Annotated in this window: 21 protein-coding genes; 17 read left to right on the top strand and 4 right to left on the bottom strand. The window is 30.2% G+C overall.

Annotation, left to right across the window (positions count from 1 at the left end; translation table 11 throughout):
* Nucleotides 1–86 precede the first annotated feature (86 nt).
* From pheA to D2A34_RS03590, 6 genes are all read left to right on the top strand, one after another.
* Nucleotides 87–1,229, top strand: a complete 1,143-nt coding sequence (gene pheA, locus D2A34_RS03615) for a prephenate dehydratase (RefSeq protein ID WP_119365748.1) — start codon at nt 87–89, stop codon at nt 1,227–1,229.
* Between the two features lie 272 nt (nt 1,230–1,501).
* Complete coding sequence (gene aroE, locus D2A34_RS03610) at nt 1,502–2,314, top strand: shikimate dehydrogenase (protein ID WP_119365747.1); 813 nt, start codon at nt 1,502–1,504, stop codon at nt 2,312–2,314.
* Between the two features lie 9 nt (nt 2,315–2,323).
* Nucleotides 2,324–2,833 (top strand): shikimate kinase, encoded by a 510-nt coding sequence (locus tag D2A34_RS03605; RefSeq protein WP_119365746.1) that lies wholly within the window; start codon nt 2,324–2,326, stop codon nt 2,831–2,833.
* Between the two features lie 127 nt (nt 2,834–2,960).
* Nucleotides 2,961–3,401 carry a type II 3-dehydroquinate dehydratase gene (aroQ, locus tag D2A34_RS03600; RefSeq protein ID WP_079442172.1) on the top strand — a complete coding sequence of 147 codons (441 nt, stop codon included), beginning with the start codon at nt 2,961–2,963 and terminating at the stop codon, nt 3,399–3,401.
* Nucleotides 3,402–3,617: 216 nt separating this feature from the next.
* Nucleotides 3,618–4,631, top strand: coding sequence for a 3-deoxy-7-phosphoheptulonate synthase (gene aroF / locus D2A34_RS03595; protein ID WP_079442171.1), 1,014 nt, complete (start codon nt 3,618–3,620; stop codon nt 4,629–4,631).
* Between the two features lie 24 nt (nt 4,632–4,655).
* On the top strand, nt 4,656–5,489 hold the full coding sequence (locus tag D2A34_RS03590) for a prephenate dehydrogenase (RefSeq protein WP_119365745.1): 834 nt from the start codon (nt 4,656–4,658) through the stop codon (nt 5,487–5,489).
* Nucleotides 5,490–5,613: 124 nt separating this feature from the next.
* Here D2A34_RS03590 and D2A34_RS03585 read toward each other — a convergent pair whose 3' ends face one another.
* Nucleotides 5,614–6,504, bottom strand: coding sequence for a cellulase family glycosylhydrolase (locus D2A34_RS03585; RefSeq protein WP_119365744.1), 891 nt, complete (start codon nt 6,502–6,504; stop codon nt 5,614–5,616).
* A 528-nt stretch (nt 6,505–7,032) separates the two neighbouring features.
* On the opposite strand from D2A34_RS03585, the gene D2A34_RS03580 reads away from it, so the two are divergent.
* From D2A34_RS03580 to D2A34_RS03550, 7 genes are all read left to right on the top strand, one after another.
* Complete coding sequence (locus tag D2A34_RS03580; protein ID WP_119365743.1) at nt 7,033–8,145, top strand: ABC transporter ATP-binding protein; 1,113 nt, start codon at nt 7,033–7,035, stop codon at nt 8,143–8,145.
* A gap of 211 nt (nt 8,146–8,356) precedes the next feature.
* Nucleotides 8,357–9,037, top strand: coding sequence for a DUF624 domain-containing protein (locus tag D2A34_RS03575; protein ID WP_119365742.1), 681 nt, complete (start codon nt 8,357–8,359; stop codon nt 9,035–9,037).
* Nucleotides 9,038–9,206: 169 nt separating this feature from the next.
* Nucleotides 9,207–10,493 (top strand): ABC transporter substrate-binding protein, encoded by a 1,287-nt coding sequence (locus D2A34_RS03570; RefSeq protein WP_119365741.1) that lies wholly within the window; start codon nt 9,207–9,209, stop codon nt 10,491–10,493.
* Nucleotides 10,494–10,583: 90 nt separating this feature from the next.
* Nucleotides 10,584–11,537: a carbohydrate ABC transporter permease gene (locus D2A34_RS03565; protein WP_119365740.1), complete on the top strand. Its 954-nt coding sequence runs from the start codon at nt 10,584–10,586 to the stop codon at nt 11,535–11,537.
* A 7-nt stretch (nt 11,538–11,544) separates the two neighbouring features.
* A complete protein-coding gene (locus D2A34_RS03560) occupies nt 11,545–12,393 on the top strand; it encodes a carbohydrate ABC transporter permease (protein WP_119365739.1) in 849 nt (282 codons plus the stop codon).
* A 142-nt stretch (nt 12,394–12,535) separates the two neighbouring features.
* The gene (locus tag D2A34_RS03555; RefSeq protein WP_119365738.1) at nt 12,536–13,552 is read left to right on the top strand and encodes a glycoside hydrolase family 130 protein; all 1,017 of its coding nucleotides are present in this window, start codon (nt 12,536–12,538) and stop codon (nt 13,550–13,552) included.
* Nucleotides 13,553–13,869: 317 nt separating this feature from the next.
* A complete protein-coding gene (locus D2A34_RS03550) occupies nt 13,870–15,030 on the top strand; it encodes a LacI family DNA-binding transcriptional regulator (protein WP_341467231.1) in 1,161 nt (386 codons plus the stop codon).
* A gap of 128 nt (nt 15,031–15,158) precedes the next feature.
* Here D2A34_RS03550 and D2A34_RS03545 read toward each other — a convergent pair whose 3' ends face one another.
* Nucleotides 15,159–16,937 (bottom strand): methyl-accepting chemotaxis protein, encoded by a 1,779-nt coding sequence (locus tag D2A34_RS03545; protein WP_119365736.1) that lies wholly within the window; start codon nt 16,935–16,937, stop codon nt 15,159–15,161.
* A gap of 187 nt (nt 16,938–17,124) precedes the next feature.
* On the bottom strand, nt 17,125–18,012 hold the full coding sequence (locus D2A34_RS03540; RefSeq protein ID WP_119365735.1) for a helix-turn-helix domain-containing protein: 888 nt from the start codon (nt 18,010–18,012) through the stop codon (nt 17,125–17,127).
* A gap of 177 nt (nt 18,013–18,189) precedes the next feature.
* Between D2A34_RS03540 and D2A34_RS03535 the strand changes: the two genes are divergently transcribed.
* Both D2A34_RS03535 and D2A34_RS03530 read left to right on the top strand, forming a co-directional pair.
* The gene (locus D2A34_RS03535; protein WP_119365734.1) at nt 18,190–19,311 is read left to right on the top strand and encodes an SGNH/GDSL hydrolase family protein; all 1,122 of its coding nucleotides are present in this window, start codon (nt 18,190–18,192) and stop codon (nt 19,309–19,311) included.
* A 473-nt stretch (nt 19,312–19,784) separates the two neighbouring features.
* A complete protein-coding gene (locus D2A34_RS03530; RefSeq protein ID WP_119365733.1) occupies nt 19,785–21,950 on the top strand; it encodes an alpha-galactosidase in 2,166 nt (721 codons plus the stop codon).
* 204 nt (nt 21,951–22,154) lie between these two features.
* Here the strand turns inward: D2A34_RS03530 and D2A34_RS03525 are convergent, their stop codons facing one another.
* The gene (locus tag D2A34_RS03525) at nt 22,155–23,033 is read right to left on the bottom strand and encodes an AraC family transcriptional regulator (RefSeq protein ID WP_119365732.1); all 879 of its coding nucleotides are present in this window, start codon (nt 23,031–23,033) and stop codon (nt 22,155–22,157) included.
* A gap of 350 nt (nt 23,034–23,383) precedes the next feature.
* On the opposite strand from D2A34_RS03525, the gene D2A34_RS03520 reads away from it, so the two are divergent.
* On the top strand, nt 23,384–24,322 hold the full coding sequence (locus tag D2A34_RS03520) for a glycoside hydrolase family 113 (RefSeq protein ID WP_119365731.1): 939 nt from the start codon (nt 23,384–23,386) through the stop codon (nt 24,320–24,322).
* Nucleotides 24,319–26,121: an ABC transporter ATP-binding protein gene (locus tag D2A34_RS03515; RefSeq protein WP_119365730.1), complete on the top strand. Its 1,803-nt coding sequence runs from the start codon at nt 24,319–24,321 to the stop codon at nt 26,119–26,121. Before D2A34_RS03520 ends, D2A34_RS03515 begins: the two co-directional genes overlap by 4 nt.
* Nucleotides 26,122–26,164: the final 43 nt, after the last annotated feature.

Genomic DNA, 26,164 nt, shown 5'->3' with positions numbered 1-26,164 from the left:
TCATTATAAATGTTGTGTTAGTAATTATGAAATTTATATTAAAAAGCAAAGAGTGAATTTGAACTAGTTGAGTAAGGAGAGTTAAAATGGCGGAAATAGATGATTATAGAAAGAAGATTGATGAAATAGATAAAGAGATAACCAGGCTTTTTGAAGAAAGAATGGATGTAGTTATTAAGGTCGGAGAATATAAAAAACAAAATAATTTACCTGTTTTTAATAAAGCTAGGGAAGATGAAGTTATTGCAAAGAATATAGAGTATCTTAATAATAAAGATTATGCTGAAGGATTAAAAGACTTTTTTATTAATATTATGAATATTGCCAAGGATTTTGAAGATAAAAAATTAGTGGAAGATGCAAGAACTAAAACTGAATGCAGATCAGAATCAGGGAATGAGAAAAGCAATATCAAAGTTGGATTTTATGGTGTTTCAGGATCGTTTTCTGAAGAAGCAATGATTAAGCATTTTGGAAAAAAAGATGATGCTAAGGCATATGATGAATTTGAAGATGTATTCTTAGCAGTGAAAAATGGAGAAATTGATTATGGAGTTTTACCAATAGAGAATTCCTCAACAGGTGCTATTTCACAGGTTTACGACCTTTTATATAAGTATGGGTTCTATATAGTTGGAGAAGAATGTATTAAGATAGACCAAAATTTAATTGGAATTCAAGGAACAAAATTAGATAATGTTAAGGAAGTATATTCACATCCACAGGGATTTGAACAAAGTACTGATTTCTTGAAGGGATATAACTATTGGAAAAGGATTCCGTTTCATAGCACTGCAGACAGCGTTAAACTTGTTAGCGATTTGCAAGATATGTCAAAGGTAGCTATTGCAAGTAAAAGAGCAGCTGATATATATAATTTAAGTATAATAAAAGAAAATATAAATAATAGAAGTGAAAATTCTACAAGATTTATAGTTATATCAAAAGAATTAGAATTAAACGAAGATTGCGATAAAGTAAGTGTTGTATTTTCTCTTGAACATAAGGCAGGTACTTTGTATAAATTATTAAGACATTTTGCAGAAAATAATATAAACATGATGAAAATAGAATCGAGACCTATGGAAAAAGGAGCTTGGAAGTATTTCTTATACGTAGATTTTGAGGGGAATCTAGAAGATGAACAAGTTAAAAAAGCATTAAATTTAATTGAACAAAGCAGTGCATACTTTAAACTTATTGGTGGATACAGAAAGTACACACCTTAGAAAAAGTGCGAAGCACAACTGAGATCATCTCACCTTAGAAAAAGTGCGAAGCACAATTAAGAACAGTTTGCCTTAGAATAAAGTGCGCACATATAAAAAGGGCACGAAGTGCAATTAAGAACTTATTAAGCACAACTAAGTACAGTTCACTTTAGAAAATGTGCGATGTAAAATCAGGAACCACTATTAAGTGCAGTTAAGAAATTGGCAATTAAAACTAGTAACTTTTAACCTTATAGAAATTGAGATAAGAGTAAAAAGGGGGCATTAATTTGGAATTTTACGGATTAATAGGAGAGAAATTATCACATAGTCTTTCACCTAAAATTCATAATACGCTTTTCAAAGCTTTAGAAATAGAAGGAGCGTATAAGCTCTTTGAAGTTGAAAAAGAAAATTTAGGTAAACTTATAGAATCAATAAAACTTCTTAGAATAAAAGGAGTTAATGTAACTATTCCCTATAAGCAAGATGTAATGGAATATTTAGATTTTATATCAGACGAAGCCCAAAAAATAGGGGCAGTAAATACTATTTATTTAAAAGATAATAAGTTATATGGGCACAATACAGATTACTATGGCTTTGGAACTATTTTAAATAATAATGATATTGTTATAAGAGATAAGATTGCCATGGTTCTCGGAAATGGTGGAGCGGCTAAAGCTGTTATTACCTATCTTTTAGATCGAGGTATTAAAAAGATTTATTTGGTTTCAAGAAAAATCAAAGGTAATTCTGGATATGAAGATGAAAGAATAGAATGCAAAACGTATGAAGAAATAGCAGACATAAATGGAGATGTTTTAATTAATACGACTCCGCTTGGTATGTATCCACATATGGATGAAACACCTGTTGATGAAGGGATAATAAGAAATTTTGAAGCGTTAGTTGATATAATTTATAATCCCAAGGAAACAAAGTTTTTAAAGATAGGAAAGATTCTAAATAAAAAAGTATGTGGTGGTATTGAAATGCTAGTAGGGCAAGCTATAAAGGCAGAAGAAATATGGCAAGGACGTATATTAGATAAAGAAGTGACTCAAAGTTTATATTCAATGTTTGAAGATGAATTTAAGTAGGGGGCATGTATGAAAAATAAAGTAGTGTTCATTGGAATGCCTGGATGCGGTAAAAGCACAATTGGTAGATTGATAAGCAAGGAATTAAATATTAAATTTGTTGATATGGATAAGTATATTGAGGACATGACATCTAAAACCATACCTGAACTTTTTGAAGTTGGAGAAGAGAATTTTAGAAATTTTGAATCTTTAGCCTGTAAGAAATTAGCAGAGGAGAGTAACATTATAATTTCTTCTGGCGGTGGAGTAGTAAAAAGAAAAGAAAATATAGATGTATTAAAAGAAGAATCGTTTATTATTTTTATTGATAGACCATTAGAAGATCTTTTAGGAGATATTGATATTTCGAAAAGACCTTTGCTTAAAGATGGCAGGGATAAGCTAGTTAGATTATATGAAGAACGTTATGAATTATATAGAACATCCGCAGATGAAATAATTAAAAACGATAGAGAGCTAAAGAATACAATTAACATAGTAAAAGAAGTTATCATAGCTAATTTGAATATAGATTAATAAAGAAATGAAAAATTTAAAGTAAAGCTAATTATATGATAATAAAATTTTAACCTACAAGGTTAACTGTATACTGTATTTAATATAGTAATTATATACACATGAAGCTTGAAAGGAGTGATTATTGATGAAGATTATGGTTATTAATGGACCAAACCTAAATATGGTTGGTGTAAGGGAAAAAGGCATATATGGCACAAAATCTTTTGGAGATATATGTGAATATATTAAAGAAGAGGGGAAAAAAAGGTGTCATGAGATAACTCTATTTCAAAGCAATTGTGAAGGTGAAATAATTGATGAACTTCAAAAGGCGTATTTCGAGAATTATGATGGAATAATTATAAATCCTGGAGCCTATACTCATTATAGTTATGCAATTCACGATGCGATAAAAGGAATTAATATAGATACAGTTGAAGTACATTTATCAAATGTACATGCAAGAGAAGAATTTAGAGCAAAATCCGTGACTGCACCAGCATGTATAGGGCAAATGTGTGGTTTTGGAGAACATGGTTATGTATTAGCTATGAAGGCATTAGAATTGAAAAAGATGTCGGAATAGTTTATATTATATATAGATAAACAAAATTAAAATATACTTTTGTGGTAATATATTTCAAAAGTACAATTTAGTCTATAAATTGTTTATCTAAAATAGAAAATTCGATTCACTGTATAGTTATTTGTACTAAATCGTAGATTCGAGTTATCTATATGTAGGACAGAAGTACAGTAGTAAAAAGAAAAAAATAAAGTAGTAGTACAGGAGGAAATTAAAATGATAATTATTATGAACCCAAAAGCAAGTGAAGAAGATGTAAGAAAAGTAAAGGCGGTAGTTGAGGCAAAAGGATTAGAAACTCATCTTTCTAAAGGAGACACATACTACATAGTAGGTGCAGTAGGAGATACTTCTATATTGGACCCTAAAAAATTGCAAGTACTTAAAGGTGTAGATAGAGTTATGAAGGTTCAAGAACCTTTTAAAAAAGCTAATAGAATATTCAAACCAGAAGATACAGTAGTTAATGTTGAGGGATCAGTAGTTGGTGGTGGAAGACTTGGAATAATGGCTGGACCATGTTCAGTAGAAAGTGAAGAACAAATTATTGAAGTTGCTAAGAGAGTAAAAGCAGCTGGAGCTAACTTCTTAAGAGGGGGAGCATTTAAGCCAAGGACGTCACCTTATAGTTTCCAAGGATTAGAACTTGAAGGATTAAAACTTCTAAAGGCGGCAAAACAAGAAACAGGGCTTCCAATAGTAACAGAGCTTATGTCTACAGATTATTTAGATGCTTTTGTTGAAGAAGTAGATATGATTCAAATCGGTGCTAGAAATATGCAAAACTTTGACTTATTAAAACAAATTGGTAGAACTAAAACTCCAATTTTATTAAAGAGAGGTTTATCTGCAACTATAGAGGAATGGCTTATGTCAGCGGAATACATTATGGCAGGTGGGAATGAGAATGTAATTCTCTGCGAAAGAGGAGTAAGAACTTTCGAAACAATTACAAGAAATACATTAGACTTACAAGCAGTTCCAGTTATTAAGAGATTATCACATTTACCTATAATTGTTGATCCAAGTCATGCAGGAGGTTATGCTTACTTGGTAGAACCAATGGCTAAAGCAGCAATTATGTCAGGTGCTGATGGACTTATGATAGAAGTTCATAATGATCCTGAAAATGCATTAAGTGACGGACAACAATCACTTACTCCAGATCAATTTGATGTGTTAATGAGCAAAGTTAAAGCCGTGGCAAAAATAGAAGATAAAGAAATTTAATCTTAAAATAAGGGAGCTATAAATATGAGAATAGTAGTTGTAGGTCTTGGAGTAATTGGAGGATCATTTACTATGGCTTTGAAAGAAGCAGGGTATAATGATGTTTATGGTATAGATATTAACGAAGAATCTTTAGAAAAGGCTAAGAAACTTGGATTGATAAAAGATGGATGCACAAATGGACAAGAAATAATTAAAAATGCAGATTTTATAATTATCTCCTTATATCCAAGACTCGTTAAACAGTTCATAATAGATAATAAGGATAATTTCAAAGATGGTGCAGTAATAACAGATGCAACTGGAATTAAAAAGATGTTTATTGAGGACATAGTAAATATATTACCTGAAAATATAGATTTTGTTTTTGGGCATCCAATGGCAGGAAGAGAAAAGAAGGGAATTGATTTTGCTAGCAGCTCTGTTTTTAAAGGTGCAAATTATATTTTAACGCCAGTAGCCAGAAATAAGGAAGAAAACTTAAAAATGATAGAGGATTTAGTTCACAAGATTGGATTTAAAAGAGTTAAGAGAATAACTCCTGAATATCATGATGAAATGATTGGATATACAAGCCAGCTTCCGCATTCTTTAGCTGTAGCATTAGTTAACAGTGATGTGGAAGGAAGAGAAACTGGAAGTTTCATCGGTGATAGTTACAGAGATTTAACAAGAATAGCTAATATAAATGAAGACCTTTGGAGTGAACTTTTCCTGGGAAATAAAGAAAATTTGCTTGCAAGCATAGAAAATTTTGAAATTGAACTTGATAAGATAAAACATGCTATAGAAAATGATGATAAAGATGCGTTGAAAGAAATCTTTATAAAGTCTACTAAGAGGCGTGAAAAATTATAATCTTAAGTTTAAATTAGAAACAGTAAATAATTTTGTATAAAAACAAAGTTATCTACTGTTTTTATATTTACTAGATTTAATGTTGAAGAATTTGCCACTTAGTAGACTTTTTTAAAGCTTAACTTTACCACATATTATCTTTTACATATTGTCCCCACCAAGTGTAACTTGTCCAAGAATTAGTCATATCTAACCATGAATTTGCAGAATCGTTTCCTGACCAAGACCAAGCGATAAATCCAATTTTATTTTGTTTGCAATAACTTATTAAATGAGCAACATCTACTTTGCAACCTAGATTATTATTGCCATTGCTGTAGTTGTAACCAAATTCACCTACTATAATAGGGATGCCTTTATTCTTACAGTTGCTTAAAAATGAATCTATGTCTGAATTACTATTCCAAGAACCATACATGTGTATGCTAAAAATAACGTTTTTATTAGTATTAGAATTATAAACATCATTAGCATAATTTAGGATATCGCTGCTATCTTGTCCCCAACCACCTGAATCGATTACAATAGTACCCGTATAACCTGCTGCACGTATTTTACTTATTGCATTTTTATATCCGTCTCTCCAAACAGTACTGTTAGCTGGGCCCCATTCGTTAGCGATATTTAACCAAGCTTTAGGATGATTGTGCATTATGGATGATATACTGCTTTGAGTCCAATAACTCACACAAGTATCCAAAGAACTTGTAGTAGATCCACCAGTAGCATCGTGGAGTTCGACGATTGCTTTAAGACCTAAGTTATCACATTTAGTAAGAAAATCATTTAATCTGGAAGATGAACCACTTGTTTGCCAAACTAAACGAACAGTATTGAAGCCGTCACTTTTAATTTTGTCAAGAGCAGAATATGATTGGCTATCATACCAAATTGCAGGAACATTTACGCCTCTTATCCATGAAGAGTCTTCTGCTGCATTGGCGCGTTGTGGTGATAAAATGGAAAAGAACAATAGAAGTAATAAAATAGATTTGTTTTTAAAGAATTTGGACATAACTTTACCTCCTTAAATGTATATTGTTTACAGATTAAGTATAATAAGTTGTATTAAGGAAGTCAATATAAGAAACTAAAAAAAATATAACGATAAGCTAAAATTATATTCTAAATCATTAGTGATCTAGGTACTATAAAAAACTTCTTATTAGGAGATAAGGTAAATAAATATCATATATTATTTTGATCTAGGAAAAATCAGCGAGAATCATAGTAGAATTATAAAATTAACTTAAAAAATATACAAAAATACCGAAAAATAAACTATTATTACTATAACATTGACGTAGGTTAATAGAAGAAATAAACTTATAATAAGAAAACGTTTAATAAAAGCGATAGCTCAAAATAATATAGTAAATAATAAAAATTTATAATTAAAATACAACTAAAAACTTCAAAAAAATAGTATTTTAAATCTTGTAAGTATCAAAAAACAATGATATATTATATATATTCTTAAGATTAACGTTAACCTAAATAATAACTAAAAATATAACTGTATGAATAAACAAGGAGGCGTAATATGGCTGGTATTTCACTTAAAAATATAGAAAAAATTTATCCTGGCAATGTAACCGTTGTGGAGGGATTGAATTTAGAAATTAATGATGGTGAATTTATTGTTCTTGTAGGACCATCTGGATGTGGTAAATCTACTACATTAAGAATGATAGCGGGATTAGAAGATATAAGCGGAGGAGAATTATATATTGGAGACAATTTAGTTAACGATGTTTCGCCTAAGGATAGAGATATTTCAATGGTATTTCAAAATTATGCATTATATCCTCATATGACTGTATATAAAAACATTGGATTTGGGCTAAATTTGCGGAAAGAAGATAAAAAATTAATAGATAAAAAGACTAGAGAAGTAGCTAAAATATTAGATATAGAGTATTTGCTTAATCGTAAGCCTAAGGAGCTTTCAGGAGGGCAAAGACAGCGTGTAGCTTTAGGACGAGCTATGGTTAGAGAACCAGCCGTTTTTCTTTTGGATGAACCACTTTCGAATTTAGACGCAAAGCTTCGTGCTGAAATGAGAGGTGAGATAACTAAACTTCATAGACGACTAGGTATTACGTTTGTATATGTTACTCATGATCAAATTGAAGCAATGACAATGGGAGATAGGATTGTAGTCATGAAAGATGGGTACATACAACAAGTAGATAAGCCAATGGCATTGTATGATTCACCAGCAAATTTATTTGTTGCTGGATTTATCGGATCACCACAAATGAACTTTATAGATTCTACAATTGAAAAGAAAAATGACCAGTACTATGTTAAATTCAATGATTATAGTATTCCAATCCCTAAAAGTAAGGGGGGAGAGAAAATTTTTGAATCATATATTGGGAAAAATGTTGTTCTTGGAATTAGACCGGAGCATATCTGCATAGAAAAAGATTTCTTAGAAAAACATGAAGAAAGTACAATATATACTCAAGTATCTCTTCAAGAGTTGATGGGAGCAGAGGTATACCTATATGTCAATTGTAATGATAAAAAGTTAACTGTTCGTGCATCAGCAGATACTATGGTAGAATCTGGAGATATGATTAAGATAGGAATTGATGAAGACAAAATGCATTTGTTTGATAAAGAAACGGGAAAAACAATTTGTAATTGATTTAGTTAAAAAGAGTTATAGAGTACTTTAGCAAATCTAAAAATATACAGATTAGTTAATGTAAAATTTTCGTTACTGCTAATAATTTTGTTTTAGAAAGTATCTTAGAAAGTTAATAAAGAATCTTTGATAGTGTTAAATTTGTGGAAGGAAATGCTGTTTTAACTATAACCAATACTTTAAGGTGAGGAATTTAACTTGGAGGTGTACTATGAGATTATTTTTCTTTGATTATAATAAAGAAGGGGCGGGGGTTTCTAAAGACGCACCACCAAAAGAAGGGATAGCCTTATTTGGGGATATATTTGCACGTGAGTTTACAACACTGATTAAACTAAATTTGCTGTTTATAGTTGGCTGTATTCCTATTATTACTATTGGTCCTGCAATTGGTGCAATGACATCTGTGACGGTTAAAATGGTACAGGATAAACCTTCAGATTTGCTTTATGATTTTAAAGAGGCTTTTAAGAAAAATTGGAAAACGGCATTTCTTATTTGGCTTTTTGCAATTATATTCATGGTGCTTTTGGGAAAGTTGTTGGCTTTTTGTATTACAACAGAAGGAGTAACTTATAATATAGCAACTTCAATTATAATTATTATAGGTATATTATTCTGCATTATATTAATGTACATATATCCAATGAGTGCAAGTATTAATTTATCGTTAAGGATGATTATTAAAAATTCTCTCTTGCTAAGTATTCTATATATAAAATATTCGTTTATAACATTCATATTATGTATTGCTCTAATAGAAGCAAGTATTTTATTCTTCCCATTCACTATACCTGTTATTTTATTTTTTACATTTTCTTTTTGTAGTTTTTTGAGCAGTTTTTGTGCCTGGAGCGGAATAAAGAAATATATATTAAAAAGTGAAGAGTGAATATACAGTAGCAATCTAGAGTTGCAAAATAAACTGAGTAAAAAATTAAGTAAACTTAGCTAAAAAATAAGTAAAATTATAATTAATATTATTGACAACGATTTGATTAAAGTATATACTAAAATTGGTTAAACGTTAACTTAAAATTTAAAAAAGAGGGGTATGAAAAATGAAAATTCGTAAACAATTAGCAGTATTAATTGCTGGAGCATTAGCTGTTGGAACTCTAACTGGATGTGGAAGTAGTAGTACAAGCACATCAGAAAAAAGCGATGGAAAATCAGGTGGAACTCTTACAGTATTAACGCATAGAACTGATATGGATGCAGTTTTCGCAAAATATAAAGAAGAATTTGAATCAAAACATTCTGGAGTTACAGTTAATTTTGAATCATTAAATGATTATCAAAATACAATGAATACTAGAATGGGAACAGAAGATTATGGTGACGTTTTAATGATGCCAGCTAATATCACTAAGAATCAATATAAAGATTTCTATGAACCAATGGGAACTGAGTCTGAACTTAAAGATAAATATGGGTTCCTTGATAATGCGAATGTAGATGGAACAATTTATGGGTTATCAACTGGAGCTAATGCTAACGGTTTTGTATACAATGAAAAGGTTTTGAAAGATGCTGGAATCACACAAGTTCCAACAACTCCGGAGGAATTCCAAGCAGCATTAAAAGCTATAAAAGAAAAGACATCTGCAGTTCCGTTATATACTAACTATGTAGCAGACTGGTCTTTAACTAACTGGACTAATGCACAATTTGTTAATATGTCAGGTGATGTAGATTACCCAAATAAAGTGATTTATGATAAAAATGCATTTGGAAAAGGATCTCCGCTTTATACATCATTAAAATTATTGAATGATGCAGTAGCTAGTAAATATGTTGAAGAAGATCCGATGACATCAGATTGGGAAAAATCAAAACAAGATATGGCAGATAATAAAATTGGTATAATGGCTTTAGGTTCTTGGGCAATAGGTCAAATTCAAGCTAAATCTCAAACTCCTGAAAGCATTAAGTTTATGAGTGCACCTGTAAATAATAATGGTAAGCAAGTTATTCAAATTGCTTCAGATTACATGATGGGTGTAAATATTCACAGTAAAAACAAAGATCTTGCAAAAGAATTTGTTAGATTCTTCGTAGAAAAGTATCCAAATGATTCTAACATGATATCTTCTATTGTTGGTGCAAAATTACCAGATTACTTATCGGGATCTAAGGCAGAATTAGTTCAACAAAAGATGGGTACTACACAAAGCACAGTTGATTTAGATAAAGTTCAAAAAGAATCATTAATTAATCTTAACGACAGCAAATGGGTTAAAACTGTAATAGAAATTGGATTAGGTAATGGTAAACAAAATTTTGATGAATATATGGCTTCATTAAATAAAAGCTGGAATACTGGAATAGACTCTATCGGTAAATAGTATTTTAATGTAGTTGTTTGATTGCAAGAAGGCGATATCAACTAAAATATAGATATCGCCTTTTTAATTTAAGAGTAAAGGAGTGTTATTATGATAACAAATGCTGAAAATGCTGCAGCAAATACTAAAAAGGTAACAACCAGCACTAGCAATGTAAAGAAAAGATTGAGTTTCTCTTCCTTGCCTTACAAGAAACAAAAAATTATAATTTCTGCATTATTTTTAATGGTTCCAGTAGTATTATTAGCAGTGTTCACATATTTGCCAGCAATAGCGATGGCAGGATATAGTTTTACGGATTGGGATGGTGTAAGTAAAACTAAGAATTTTGTGGGACTTAAAAATTATAAGACTATAGTTAGTGATATTAAATACTTTGAACCTTTATTTGTAAGTTTATATTATTTTGTTGCATCATTTGTTCAAATTGGATTAGGAATTGTAATTGCTTATCTAGTTTCTTTTGGGTGCAAATTTTCTAATTTATTTAAGGGCGTATACTTTTTCCCATCACTAATAAATAGTGTGGCTATAAGTTTCGTATTTATATTCTTTTTCCAACCTGGCAGCACATTAGATACTATTTTAAATGCTCTAGGTTTAGGTGGACTTATAAAGTATTGGCTACAAGATCCGGGCATGGTTAACATATCGTTAGCATCTGTATCTGTATGGAGATTCATTGGATATAATATTGTAATGTTTTCTGCTGCAATGGCTTCAATTTCATCCGATGTTTTAGAAGCAGCAAGAGTAGATGGAGCTAATAAATTTCAACAACTTAGATATATAATAATACCAGGTATTTCAACGATTTTAGGATTACAATTGTTCTTAGCCCTAACAGGTGCGTTATCTGCATTTGAAACACCATACATTATGACAGCAGGTGGAAATGGAAGTATGACTTTCATAATTCAAACTGTACAATATGCATTCCAAAATCATAGAGTTGGACTTGCGTCGGCAATGGCAATGGTATTATTGGCTATGTGCATTATTATTACTAGCATACAAAATATAGTTATGAAGAGGAAAGGATGATTAGAGCATGAGTAAAAGAAAGTTAAGCGGAAAAGAGATTGTTTATGAAACAATTAAATATGCAGTATTAATCTTTTTTGTACTAGTATTCATTATTCCTATCATAAGTGTATTTTTTACAGCCTTTAAAACAGGTGCTGAATATACTACAACCAATCCATTACAATTACCAAAGTCTTTTCTAAACTTTGAAAATTTCAAAACTGTATTTGATCAAGGTAATATGATTAATGGTTTTAAAAATACGTTAATTGTCTTAGTATTCTCACTATTAGGTTCTGTGCTTACTGGATCTATGGCAGCGTATATTTTTAGCAGATTTAAAACAAAGTTTAGTAAATTCGTAAATGGAATGTTTTTGGTTGCAGTTATGATTCCAGGTATCGCAACACAAGTTGCCACATTCCAAATAGTATCTGGATTAGGTTTATTTAATACTAGGCTAGCACCCATTATATTGTATTGTGGTACAGACATAATGACGATTTATATATTCTTGCAATTCCTAGAGAATATTTCTGTGTCATTAGATGAATCTGCAATAATTGATGGAGCGAATTATTTTCAAATATTTTACAAGATTATTCTTCCATTACTTTCACCTGCGATTGTAACTGTGTTAATTACAAAAGGTGTTGGTGTTTATAATGACTTCTATACTCCGTATTTATATACTCCAAAGGCAGAGTTGTTAACATTATCAACAACGCTATTTAAGTTTAGAGGGCCATATGGTGCTCATTGGGAAATAATAGCTGCAGGTATAGTTCTAATTATGATTCCAACATTCCTTGTATTCGTTACATTACAAAAGTATATTTATAGCGGATTAGTATCAGGATCGGTAAAAGAATAATTGAATAATATTTATAACGAAGTTAACCAAATTAATAAAAGTAATAAAATATGTAGCAAGAAATACTTTTAAATTATGTATTTTCAAAATTTATAAAATTCGATGCATAAAATTAGTTATTTCTTAAGAAAGGTGAATTAATATGAGTAAAATTTTAGGCGAAAATCTAGCGAACATTCCATGGCAAGAAAAACCAGATAATTTTAATGGACCAATTTGGAGACATACTGAGAATCCGATTATTGGAAGAAATCCCGTAGAAGGCGTAGCAAGAATATTTAATAGTGCAGTTATGCCTTATGGAGATGAGTTTATTGGGGTATTCCGTGGTGAAACTATAAATGGAAGACCACATATATATTTAGGCTATAGTAAAGATGCTATTCATTGGGAATTTGAGAAAGAAAAAATAAGGTTTGTAGATGAAGAAGGGAATGATTATCAACCACTTTATGCATATGATCCAAGATTATTAAAAATCGAAGATACATACTATATCATTTGGTGTGGAGATTTTGATGGAGCTGCGATTGGACTAGCTAAAACAACTGATTTTAAAACATTCACAAGATTAGAAAATCCATTTTTACCATTTAACCGTAACGGAGTTTTATTCCCTAAGAAAATTGATGGAAAATTCCTTATGTTATCTAGACCAAGTGATAACGGACATACACCATTTGGAGATGTTTTCTTAAGCAAAAGTCCTGATTTAAAGTATTGGGGTGAACATAGAATAGTAATGCAAAAAGGCGGATCAGGATGGTGGCAGTCAATTAAAATTGGATGTGGGCCTGCGCCAATTGAAACAGATGAAGGATGGTTAATGTTCTATCATGGTGTAACTGGAACATGCAACGGTTTGGTTTACTCTATGAGTGCAGCAATCTTAGATAAGGATTGTCCATCTAAAGTGTTATATAGAGCGGGAAGTATAATGTTAACACCAGAAGAATGGTATGAAGAACGTGGATTTGTAGCAAATGTTGTATTCCCATGTGCGGCATTAACTGATGCTGAAACAGGAAGAATTGCTATTTATTATGGTGCTGCAGATACTTATGTAGGGTTAGCATACACTACCATTGATGAAACTGTTAAATTTATTAAAGAACATAATGAACTTGGAGCTATAGATGGACAAGAAGGAAAATTATAATATCTTTATATATTTTAACTAATCGTTAACTTTAGAAAATAAAGTAAAAACATAAAAAAATACAATTATTGAGCTGTATTTTAGCTAAAATTTAAAACTCTTTTGGAGTATATACTAATAGCGAAATACAGCTTTTTATTGTATAATATTAAGGAATAATCAGAACTAACCGTTTATTATACATAATTAAGTATACGTAAAATTTTTTAAAATAAAATAAAATTTTAATTATCAATATAATTATTTTTTAAAAATATTTTTGTTATATGAAATTATTAAATGGTATAAACCATTTAGTGGTTATACTTTAAACATATATGTGTAATGTCACAAAATTTATTAAAAGGATTAGTTTAACAGAAGTATTGAGATTTCTGATAATTTGGTATGTTATCATAGTTAATAAACAAGCATCTATGATGGTTAGTTTTACGTATAATAAGAAGGGAATGAATGATATGGCAAAAGCAATTAAACTTGCTGATATTGCTGAAGCTTTAAATGTAAGTAAAGTAACAGTTTCTAAAGCTCTATCTGATAAGGAAGGAGTTAGTGATGAATTAAGAGAAAAGATTAAAAAAGTTGCAGCTGAAATGGGATATCGTCAAAATTCTATTGCACGATCTCTAAGAGATGGTTATACCTATAACATAGGGGTTTTAATTCCTGAAGGATTTGTTGAAATGTATCATTCTTTCTATTGGGAATTATATCAAAATGTATTGAATGCATTAACTAGAAAATCCTATTATGGGATTATGGAAATAATAAATAAGGATGATGAAAATAACAAGGTTGTTCCTAGAATGATACAAGACAGCAAGGTAGATGGGATCATTGTTATGGGAGAATTAAAAAAAGAATATATAGAGTACCTAAATACTCTTAATGATGTTCCTTTAGTAATGTTAGATACATATGATAAAAATAGTAGTTACGATACTGTAACTTCTGATAACTATTATGGAATGTATTTATTAACTGACTACTTGATTGAAATGGGGCATAGAAATATTGCTTTTGTGGGAAATCCTCGTGCTACTAGCAGCATTCAAGATCGTTTTTTAGGTTTTACTAAAGCTCTGCTTGAAAATGGGATTGATTATTCTTCTAATAGCTACATTTCTGATAGAGAGATTGGTAAAAAAGAAATAAATTTTGAATTACCAGAGAAAATACCGACTGCTTTTGCGTGTAATTGTGATTCGGTAGCATATATTCTAATTAAGAAGCTACAAGATAAAGGATATAAAGTACCGGAGGATATTTCAGTAGTTGGATTTGATAACTATTTAATTACAGAATTATCAGAACTAGGAATTACAACATTTGAAGTAGATATGAAAGCAATGGCGGAAACAGCTGTTGATGCTATAATAAAGAAAGTTCATAAAAGTGATTATAAACCAGCAAGAAGAGTTATAAGTGGAAAAATAGTTATAAAAGATACTGTTAAAAAAATAGAAGAAAACTCATAAGGAAATTATTATGTTATTATTAATTTCCTTATGAGTAAATATGAGATAAATGAATGTTAATTTTGTTATATTTATTCAGTAGATAGTTTTATGGTTAATTAAGACTATCTACTGTCTTTATATTTTATTTAGGATTTAAGCTTAAATTGATCTATCATTATGTTTAAAGTTTCAGCTTGGGCTGTTAGCTCCTGGCTAGAAGCTGCACTTTCTTCAGCTATTGCTGAGTTTGATTGAACAACATCGGATATTTTTAAAATACCATGATGTATTTGACTGATTGAATCAGCCTGATCCTTTGATACGGCTGTAATATTTGATATTATGCCAGAAACATTATTCACACTAGTAACTAATTCTAGTAATGTTTGTGCAGTATTATTAGCTAAAGTTTTACCCTGATTTACAGCATTAATAGAGTCATTTATAAGTAATGATGTTTGTTTCGCTGCATCTGAGCTTTGGAAAGATAATTTTCTTACTTCATCAGCTACTACTGAGAATCCTTTACCTGCTTCTCCTGCCCTTGCAGCTTCTATTGCTGCATTTAATGCAAGTAGATTAGTTTCTGTGGCTATATCAGTAATGGCTTTAATTATATTGTTTATATCTTTAGATGATTTTTCTATATAATTCATGGCAGAAAGCATTTCGTTCATTTTGGTATTACTGTTTTGTATGTCTTTAACTAAATTCATAGTAATTAAATTCGTATTATCCGCATTGGTAACAGTAAGTTGAAGTTGTTCATGAAATTTTTCTATAGACGTAGATAATTCTTCAATAGAATTAGCCTGATCAGTTGCTCCTTCAGATATAATCTGCGAAGTGCTAGCTACTTGACTAGCTCCATTATTAACTTGTGTGGTTGCATCTTTAATTTCTAAGAATACATTACTTAGAGAATGAACTATATTATCTAGTGAACTTTTTATTTGCACAAAATTTCCTTTATAATCCTCTACAATATGAATATTAAAATTTCCATTAGAAATACTGCCTAAAACAGTAGATATTTCATTAATATAATTTTTTAGGGTTGTAATCATTTGAGAAAAAGATGAAGCTAATGCACCTATTTCGTCATTTGAAGATATATCTATTGAAACTTCAAGATTGCCATTAGCCATTTCGCTTGCGACGTTTTTCATATGGTCAATAGGGTTACTTATTGATTTTGTAATATTTTTAGCTAAGAAAATACCAAGAATTAAAGAACCTATCATGCTTGCAATAACAATTGTTATACTAACAAATTTTAAAATATTTAGCTTTGTGGAGAGTAAATTACATGTATCTATTTTAGTTTGTAATAATAGTGAAATATCAGAGCTAATTTTATTCATCAAAACTGTCCCATCAGATTTGAAGATTTTTAGTCCGGATTCTTTATCATTTGCTAAACCTTTTACAACGACGGTAGTTCTAATTTGTTTATATGCTGCTAGATTAATTTTGATTCTGTTTAAGATTTCCTTTTCCTCATTTGAAGTTATGGATTTTGTAACAGTATTTAATAACCCTTCAATTTCATCTAAAGATTTATTAAGAGAATTCTTAGCATCCTTTTGTTCATTAGCATCAGTTAAAAATAAAGTATCTCTAACTAAAGAATTAGACTTTTCTATTTCAATTCCAAGCTTTCCTATATCTCCTTGAGAAAAGCCGTAATTTATTAAGGCAGAATTATAATCACTGGTTGTTTTTTGTATAAATGTTAAACCTATTAACCCAGAAAAGATTCCGATAAATGATATTAACATAAAAGAGTAGAATAATTTTTTACGTATAGGTAAATTTTCAAATTGCTCTTTTATAAACTTTAACTTAAAAGAGTTAATTTTTATTCGCTTAAATTTAGATAGATTTACTTTCCTTTCTTGTAGTTTTGTGCTTTTTACTATCATTTGTTTTGTCCCCCTTTATATTCACAGTAAGATACTATACTCAAGTGTTATGAAAGTTTAATGCCTTTCTTATTATAAATATATTATTAAGTTAGTTAATTAAAATAATAGTTAACGTTTAGTTTATATAATAAATAATAACATAATTGTGTAAATAATTACAATATATCTTTAAAAAAAGTTATAGTTAATTATTTATTCTTTTTCTAAATTCAGAGGGTGTAAAACCAGTATTTTTTTTAAAAATATTTATAAAATAGCTAAGACTATTGAAGCCAACATCCATGCTGATTTCTAAGATTTTTTTATCACTATTTATTAGAAATTCTTGTGCTTTTGTTGTTCTATAGTAGTTAAGGTAATCAATAGGAGTTTTAAAAGTAAAAGCTTTAAAGGTACGGCAGAAATGTCCTTCGCTCATGTTAAGTTGCAGAGATAGCTCATTTATTGTAAGGGGCTTATTATAATTAATGTGAATGTAGTTAAGAATATGTTTAAAGTTATCTATCTTATTTGAACTATTAACATTTAATAACTCATTAGTATTTTTATAAGTAACCATAAGCATGATTTTTGAAAAAATCATGTATAAATAAGATTTCGCTGCTAATTCAAAGTTACTTTCTTTATAATTTAGTGTAGATATTAATTCCAGTAAAAAGGATCTTATCGTTATTTCATTTTCGCTACTACATTTTAGATGATGAGGCAGGTTTAGTTGATTATTTATTAATGGATTAATAAATTTAATTTGAATCGCATCACTACTTTTACTGCTTAACATATCGCAATTAAAAGCCAAGGACTTACATGTGCACAAATCACTAGAACTTTGACTATAAGCAGAATGAAGTTCTCCAGATCCAATGATAATGATATCACCTTTATTTACTTCGTAAGAGGAATTTTCTATTTGAAATATCGCTTTTCCTGAAGTTATTAAAATAAACTCAATTTCATCATGCCAGTGGCAATTCAGCAGGTTTGTTTTATTTCCAATTTTAATATCAGAACTATACAAGGGGAACATAAAATCACTAGAAGGGATAGTCTCTTTTAAAATATTTTTATTCATAAATAATACCTCTTTATTATAAATTTAATTTAATATCAAAATAGTGTTACTATCTGCTGAAATAATGCAAGTTTAAGTTTGTAAAAATCATTATACTTATATTAACTAAATTATTCAATTGTTATTTAAACGATTAGGTTAAAGTATAATTAAATATCTTGATTGGGAGGAAGATGGATGGAATTTAAAATAACAGAAGAAATGTTAAAAAGTTCATTAGTTAATAAAGGGGATATAAGTAGAATATTAAAGTTAATTAAAAAAGCTCAAAGGGGAGAAGATTTAACAGTAGCATTTTTAGGTGGGTCTATAACTCAAGGCTGCAACTCAACAGTTCCGGAAAAATGTTATGTTGAATTAACTTATGCTTGGTTAAAAGAAAAATTCAATAAGGTAAATGTTAGGCATATAAATGCAGGGGTCGGGGCAACGGGATCTGTAATAGGAGTTCACAGAGTAGAAAAGCAGGTAATAAGTCAAAGTCCAGATATAGTTTTTGTTGATGCTGCCGTTAATGATGATGAAGATTATTCGTGTAAGGTTGCTTACGAAAGTTTAATTAGAAAATTATTAGCTAGTGAAAGTAAACCGGCAGTAGTAGAAGTGTTTATGACAATGGATACAGGGCTTAATGTTCAAGAACAACAAATTGAAATAGGTAAGAGATATAATGTGCCAATGATAAGCTTTAGAGATGCTCTTAAGTGTGAGGTTGTGGAAAATAAAATGAAATTTGCTGACGTATTGACTGATGAAGTTCATCCAAATGATGATGGTCATTATATAATATCTCAATTACTTGTTAATTTTATTAATAATATCTATGAAAATGACTATAAGGGAGGAGATGATATAAAAATCATAGATAATGTTTCAAATACTCCTTGTGTGTTTGAAGAAAGATATGCAAATGGAACAATAGTTAATAATATTAATATTCAACCAAAAGAAATATTAGGATTCAGTAACTATGATGAAGGATTTCAAGTGTTTCAAAATGGGTGGAAATATAATGGGGAAGAAAATAAAGACGGAAAACTAGTTTTTGAGTTAGAGGCGAGAAATATTATTTTACTATATAAAAAGAGTATTTCTATAAACTCGGGAAAAATCAATATAAGCGTAAATGGTAAGAAGAAGGTATTTTTAGACACTTATTTTAAAGGTGGATGGGGAGATTATTCAGCAACAGAAATATTAGAATTGAATGATGAAGTTAGGAAATATAAGATTGAAATTGATGTAGTTAAAGAAAATATTGCTAAAGAAATAACTATTTTAGGAATTTTAGTATCATAAAGATAGAATATAAGGTATTACAGTTACGTATGAAGGTGGCTGTAATGCCTTATTTTAGTTAAAGTAAAATAATTACTAATCTATAGGTAAACAATGCCCCACTTAAAATTGTGAAATGATTTATCAAAGCTATAAATTTTTTGTTATGAAAGCTATTAAAATATTATATGGGAATATTTGCAGAATAGATTTGTTCTATTTTTAGTAAGTTGTGTTATATCGTGTTGATAGTTAAATTGATATAGTATATGTACATAAAAGTATAACTGAAAAAATAACAAGGCATTATTTTTCGAGGATTACAAGATTATATTGAGATAGTATTGCCAGAAAGATGTAAAGAAATATATTGTGAGACAATTTTTAATATCGTAATTTAAGACAGAATATTAAAGTATAAAACAACAGATACCATGAAAGCAGTGACTATTCTGGTCAAGTAGTAAAATAAATAAAATTTAAGGAGAGATTTTATGCCTATTAATTTTAATGAAGAAAGTAAAATATTACATTTATACAATGATAAAACAAGTTATGTAATGCAGATAATTGATGATGGATATTTAGCTCATAGATACTATGGAAAAAGAGTTAATAGCTATGAATTAATTAATTCATCTAGTGTTGAAGAAACTAATTTGGATGTAATACCACAGGAATTTTCGGCATTTGGTTCAGGAGATTTTAGAACACCGAGTTATGAAATAGTTCTTGAGAATGGAGCTAGTACCAGCGAATTAAAATACGTAAAACATGAGATTATACCTGGTAAACCTAAAATGAATTCTTTACCTGCAACTTATGTTAATAGTGAAGAGGAAGCTAAAACACTGGAAGTAACATTAAGTGATGATACAGCAGGTCTTACTATTATCTTATCTTATACTATTTACAATAATTATAATGTGATAACTAGGTATGCTAAGTTTATAAATAATAACTCTAATGGAGAGAAAGTAAATTTACGAAAAGCTTTAAGTTTTAGCATTGATTTAGAACATTCCAATTTTGATTTGTTACAATTATCAGGTGCATGGTGCCGTGAGAAGCATATTTATAAGAGAGCATTGGTACCAGGTATGCAGTCTATAGATAGTAAGAAGGGTATAAGCAGTCACCAGCAGAATCCGTTCTTGGCTCTTTTAACAAAGAATGCACATGAAGATAACGGTGAAGTATATGGTTTTAGCTTAGTATATAGTGGAAACTTTTTGGCAGAAGTAGAGGTTGATCAATTTAGCTGTACAAGAGTACAAATGGGAATAAATCCATTTGATTTCAATTGGGAATTAAATGCTGGGGAAATTTTAGAAACACCAGAAGTTGTTATGGTATATACCGATTTGGGATTAGGTGATATGTCAAGAACATATCATAAATTATATAGAGAAAGATTATGCCGAGGCAGATATCAATTTAAAGAAAGACCAATACTTATTAATAATTGGGAAGCTACCTATTTTGATTTTACAGCTGAAAAAATTGAAGAAATCGCTATGGCAGGGAAAGAACTTGGGATGGAGCTGTTTGTATTAGATGATGGCTGGTTTGGAAAAAGAGATTCAGATAACTGTTCTTTAGGTGATTGGGTAGTAGATAAGAGAAAATTGCCAGATGGGTTAGATACTCTTGTAAATAAGATCACTGATAAAGGTATCCGTTTTGGATTATGGTTTGAACCAGAAATGGTATCTCCTGATAGTGATTTATATCGCGCGCATCCGGATTGGTGTATTCATGTACCAAATAGAGAACCAAAACAATCAAGAGCTCAAAGGTCTCAACTTGTTCTTGATTTAAGTAGAGAAGATGTATGTAATGAAATTATAAAAATGCTTTCTAATATATTAGAAAGTGCACCTATATCTTATGTTAAGTGGGATATGAATAGGGGGATATCTGATTTAGGGTCAGCCAAACTTCCTAGTAACAAGCAAAGGGAAATATCTCATAGATATGTACTAGGGCTTTATTATATTCTTGAGACCATAACAAGTAAGTTCTCTGAAGTATTATTTGAAAGCTGTGCTTCTGGAGGTGGAAGATTTGATCCAGGAATGCTATATTATATGCCGCAAACTTGGGCTAGTGATGACACAGATGCGATAGAAAGATTGAAAATTCAATACGGGACAAGTTTAGTATACCCAGCAAGTTCAATGGGATCCCATATATCAGCATGTCCTAATCACCAAGTTGGAAGAACAACAAGTTTGGAAACTAGAGGTAATGTGGCTATGTCGGGAAATTTTGGGTACGAGCTTGATTTAACAAAGTTTTCAGACGAGGAAAAAGAAAACGTTAAAGCTCAAGTAGCTCGCTATAAAGAAATACGTCATATTATTCAATACGGAGAATTTTATAGAATTCTAAGCCCGTTTGAGGGGAATGAAACGGCTTGGATTTATGTTACAGAAGATAAGACTGAAGCGGTTGCATTCTATTTTAAAGACTTGGAAGTACCTAATAGATTTCCGAAAAAAATAAGATTTAAGGGACTGAATCCAGAATATACTTATACAATTGAAGGCGCTGATATTGTGGCAGGTGGAGATGAGTTGATGTACTCTGGACTTGATACTATAGGAATTACAGGAGATTTTTCATCTAGGTCATGGACGCTTAAGGCAATAATATAGAGTGATGCAGAAAATGTTAATATACGAAATTTAAAGGCATTGTGAAGAAACTGAAATATAAAAATACTTGCATTGTGGTGACTTAAAAGTTGTTGCTTTAAAGTAAACATATTTAAGCAAGCATCTTTATATTTCTTCTGTTAGCAATCCCTTTAATTATGTATATTTATAATTTCGGTTAATCATTGGTTCGCATTAAGTTTTTCATAATACCTTTGCATTGTGCCGGATTCTAAACTGTTTTGGTGTTATACCTGTCTTTTTTTTGAAGGTTCTAATTAAATGACTGCAATCCGCAAATCCCGTCTCTTGACTGATATAATTTAAATCAAAATTAGTAAATAATAATAAATCTTTAACTTTACTTAATCTTATAAATTCAATATAGTCCTTACAGGATTGACCGTATAATTCATGAAATTTTTTTGCAAAATACGAATAACTCATATGGCATTTTTCGGCAAGGTCTTCTACTTTGATTGATTCATGTGAATGCTCATCTATATATTGTAATATAGTATGTAACGAATCAGTATCGTAGGGCATTAAAGTAATGTTATTTGTATCAAATCCATTTTTTCTCCATATTCTAAGAATTTCTATCAATAGAGATGAAACTAAAGACTGAAAATGAATGTCATAACCATAATCTTTAATTATTACTTCTTCAATACAGCTATTAAATAAACTTTCTAGTGAATTTTTAAATAATCTTGATGGAAGTAATATAGGTGCACAAGGATCATCTATTGCACATTTAAAGATTGAACCTAATTTTGGAGTATAGTTACTATTTATATGAAGGTTGTTTATATCAAATTTAAGTACCCCATATTTTAAAGGTTCGCTTGAGGCTGAAAAAATTGAATGTACTGCTTGTGGATGGAATAAAATTAAATCTCCAGGTTCGAGAATATATTCTCTATTATTACAATTTATAAGTGAAGTTCCTTTAAGAATAAAAATAATTTCCATATAATAATGCCAGTGAGCCTTTATTGGGAAACCGCCATGCTTAGTGCCAGCTAAAAAGGCTTCATAGGGTGAAGTTAAAACATTGATTTCTTCAAATAAATAATTCATAATAACCTCCATAAAATAGATTTGTTCTATTTTTAAACAATTGTATTATATCAGATAAAAAATGAAATTGGTATAGTATATGTAAACAGGGGCGCAATGAAAAAAATAATAGATCAGCATGTTTTTGTTTATTTAATATCATACTACGTCAGTTATTTCTTATATTAAATCTGCTGCAAACTAAATTTACCTTATCCTGCTTGGCGTATAGTAAAACTTCCTACAAGAGTTTAACAAAGATTTTAACTAAATAATGAGAAAAAGGTTAGCTTGTTTTAGGTTAAAATATGCATCACATTTTGGTCTGTTATTTTCTTCATTGCGCTTAACTAAAGAAAGGAATGGAATTTATGAAATTTATTAAAGGATTTACTTTTGCACCCTTTGCGAGAAATGGAAGCTATTTAAAAAAAGAAACGTATAGGAGTTTGGATAATCTAAAAGAAAGGGTTGGAATTAATTTTATAATACTTGTACCAAATGGACTGCAGGATACTCCTCAATCAGAAGAGATTTGTTATACTTCTAATTCTACTATTTCAGATACAGAATTAGAAGATATCATAAATTATGCAAAGAATATTGGTCTTAGAGTGGCAATTAAGCCGACTGTAAATTGTAAAAACGGAACTTGGAGAGCGCATATCAACTTTTTCGATGAAGACGTTCACTGTGAGCCAAAATGGAGTAAATGGTTTGCTTCCTACACAGATTTTCAACTTCATTATGCTAGCATAGCTGAAAGAACAGGTTGTGAAATGTTTATTGCAGGTTGTGAAATGGTTATGGCAGAGCGTAGAGAAAATGAATGGCGCAAGCTTATTTCCGACATCAGGAGTGTTTATCGTGGGGTTGTATCTTATAATACTGATAAATATCAAGAGCATAATATAAAATGGTGGGACTGCGTAGATGTTATATCTTCAAGTGGTTATTATCCAATTAAGGATTGGGAAAAAGAACTAGACCGTATTGAAAAAGTCGTTAAGCACTTTGATAAGCCATTTTTCTTTGCAGAAGCTGGCTGTATGTCTACTAAAGGCTCGTCAGCAGTTCCGAATGATTGGAGTCTTGAGGGCGGCATAGATTTGAATGAACAAGCGGAGTGGTACAGGGTTATGTTTGAATCTTCGCTAAAACGTGAATGGGTATCTGGTTTTGCTATGTGGGATTGGGCGTGGAATCAATATTCTCTAAATAGAGCTGAAAATGATAAAGGTTATGATGTATATGGAAAACCAGCAGAAAAAGTTATAAAGAAGTATTATGATATGGTGGTGGAAAAGTGATAGGTGAAGAAAATAAAACAAATGACAAATTAGAACCAGACGAAGAAGATCTTTTGAAAATTTTTAAACAGAATGAAAATAGTACTTTAAAAACTCTTGTTGGCATATATAAAGGACATTACTTAAAGTTATTTCTTTCAATAATATTTTTCCTATTAAAAAGTTCTCCTGTATGGGTTCTGCCAGTTGTATCCGCGAATATTATCAATGCAGCAACTGATAAAGGTGATAATGCAGTTCATATTATTGTAATTAATATTATAATAATTCTTGTTATGGTACTGCAAAATATACCGACAAATTATGTACATACAGTGCTATATGCAAAAACTATTCGAAGTGTAGAAAGAGAACTTAGAAGTACTCTTGTAAAAAAACTTCAGCAGCTTTCTATTGCATATCATAATCAAATGCAATCAGGAAGATTACAGTCGAAGATTATGCGTGATGTTGAGCAGATTGAGAATCTATCATCTCAAGTTTTTATAACAATATTAGGTATTGTATTAAATATTGTAGCAGCTTTAGGAGTTGTTATTTTTAAGAGTTTTACAGTGTTTGTATTTTTTCTTGCAACCATACCTGTAGCAGTACTTATTATAGTTGCTTTTGGAGGAAAGATAAAAAGGTATAACACAGACTACAGGAAAGAAATGGAAGAGACTTCGGTTCGTGTAATGGAAATGGTGGAATTAATTCCTGTTACAAGGGCTCATGCGTTAGAAAAGCAAGAAACAAAGAAAATAGATAGTCAGTTGGTGAATGTTGCTAAAAAAGGTTTGAAGTTAGATCTTATTCAGGCATACTTCTCATCTATAAGCTGGGTTTCATTTCAGGTGTTTCAAATAATTTGTCTTGGTTTTACAGGTTATATAGCATTAAAAGGAAATATTACAATTGGTGAAGTTGTATTATATCAAACTTATTTTGGATCTATAGTAGCACAAATCTCGGGTATTATTACACTATTGCCGACTATTGCAAAAGGATTGGAATCTGTGGCTTCAGTTGGAGATATACTACTTTCTGATGATGTGGAAAATAACCGTAAGAAAAAGAAGATTAAGGATGTAGAAGGGAAAATTACATTTAGGGATGTTGAATTTCAGTACAAAGATAGTACTGCTCCAATTTTAAAAAATCTAAATTTTTCTATAAATCCAGGAGAAACAGTAGCATTTGTAGGCGCTTCAGGAGCCGGAAAATCGACAATTCTGAATCTAGTAATAGGATTTTTCCAAGCCACAGGTGGACAAGTGCTGATTGATAATCAAGATATTAAAAGTATTAATCTTCAAAGTTATCGTTCCCATATTGCGGTTGTACCACAAAATTCAATATTATTTTCTGATACTATTCGGGAAAATATCCTTTATGGAATAAAAAACATTTCTGATGAAGAGCTAAGTAAAATAATTAAAGCGGCAAATTTGGAGGAGTTAATTGAATCGCTTCCAGATGGGTTAGATACGAGAATTACTGAACATGGAAGCAATCTCTCTGGGGGACAACGTCAGAGGATATCAATTGCAAGGGCTTTTGTGAGAAACCCTAAAATATTGGTCCTTGATGAGGCAACATCTGCTTTAGATAGCGTTTCAGAAAAAAAGATACAAGAATCAATTGAAAGCTTAGTGAAAGATAGAACCACCTTAGTAGTTGCACATAGATTATCTACAATTAGAAATGCAGATAAGATTGCAGTTATAGGAAATGGTGGATTAGAAGAGTTTGGTACTTATGATGAACTGATGGAGAAAAAAGGTGAGTTCTATAAATTAAAGAAATTACAAATGTAATATAAAAGTAATGAAGATGGATTACTAGAAATAAAAAGTGATT

Source organism: Clostridium chromiireducens (genome assembly GCF_003575225.1).
GTDB lineage: Bacteria > Bacillota > Clostridia > Clostridiales > Clostridiaceae > Clostridium > Clostridium chromiireducens.
Note: the sequence above shows the minus strand (reverse complement) of the source record. Positions and strands in the feature narration are given on the sequence as shown.

What these genes read in the sequence shown, in the direction of transcription:
- pheA (WP_119365748.1), top strand. Translation starts at nt 87, where the DNA reads ATGGCGGAAATAGATGATTATAGAAAGAAGATTGATGAAATAGATAAA.
- D2A34_RS03605 (WP_119365746.1), top strand. Translation starts at nt 2,324, where the DNA reads ATGAAAAATAAAGTAGTGTTCATTGGAATGCCTGGATGCGGTAAAAGC.
- aroQ (WP_079442172.1), top strand. Translation starts at nt 2,961, where the DNA reads ATGAAGATTATGGTTATTAATGGACCAAACCTAAATATGGTTGGTGTA.
- aroF (WP_079442171.1), top strand. Translation starts at nt 3,618, where the DNA reads ATGATAATTATTATGAACCCAAAAGCAAGTGAAGAAGATGTAAGAAAA.
- D2A34_RS03590 (WP_119365745.1), top strand. Translation starts at nt 4,656, where the DNA reads ATGAGAATAGTAGTTGTAGGTCTTGGAGTAATTGGAGGATCATTTACT.
- D2A34_RS03585 (WP_119365744.1), bottom strand. Translation starts at nt 6,504, where the DNA reads ATGTCCAAATTCTTTAAAAACAAATCTATTTTATTACTTCTATTGTTC.
- D2A34_RS03580 (WP_119365743.1), top strand. Translation starts at nt 7,033, where the DNA reads ATGGCTGGTATTTCACTTAAAAATATAGAAAAAATTTATCCTGGCAAT.
- D2A34_RS03575 (WP_119365742.1), top strand. Translation starts at nt 8,357, where the DNA reads ATGAGATTATTTTTCTTTGATTATAATAAAGAAGGGGCGGGGGTTTCT.
- D2A34_RS03570 (WP_119365741.1), top strand. Translation starts at nt 9,207, where the DNA reads ATGAAAATTCGTAAACAATTAGCAGTATTAATTGCTGGAGCATTAGCT.
- D2A34_RS03565 (WP_119365740.1), top strand. Translation starts at nt 10,584, where the DNA reads ATGATAACAAATGCTGAAAATGCTGCAGCAAATACTAAAAAGGTAACA.
- D2A34_RS03560 (WP_119365739.1), top strand. Translation starts at nt 11,545, where the DNA reads ATGAGTAAAAGAAAGTTAAGCGGAAAAGAGATTGTTTATGAAACAATT.
- D2A34_RS03555 (WP_119365738.1), top strand. Translation starts at nt 12,536, where the DNA reads ATGAGTAAAATTTTAGGCGAAAATCTAGCGAACATTCCATGGCAAGAA.
- D2A34_RS03550 (WP_341467231.1), top strand. Translation starts at nt 13,870, where the DNA reads ATGTGTAATGTCACAAAATTTATTAAAAGGATTAGTTTAACAGAAGTA.
- D2A34_RS03545 (WP_119365736.1), bottom strand. Translation starts at nt 16,937, where the DNA reads ATGATAGTAAAAAGCACAAAACTACAAGAAAGGAAAGTAAATCTATCT.
- D2A34_RS03540 (WP_119365735.1), bottom strand. Translation starts at nt 18,012, where the DNA reads ATGAATAAAAATATTTTAAAAGAGACTATCCCTTCTAGTGATTTTATG.
- D2A34_RS03535 (WP_119365734.1), top strand. Translation starts at nt 18,190, where the DNA reads ATGGAATTTAAAATAACAGAAGAAATGTTAAAAAGTTCATTAGTTAAT.
- D2A34_RS03530 (WP_119365733.1), top strand. Translation starts at nt 19,785, where the DNA reads ATGCCTATTAATTTTAATGAAGAAAGTAAAATATTACATTTATACAAT.
- D2A34_RS03525 (WP_119365732.1), bottom strand. Translation starts at nt 23,033, where the DNA reads ATGAATTATTTATTTGAAGAAATCAATGTTTTAACTTCACCCTATGAA.
- D2A34_RS03520 (WP_119365731.1), top strand. Translation starts at nt 23,384, where the DNA reads ATGAAATTTATTAAAGGATTTACTTTTGCACCCTTTGCGAGAAATGGA.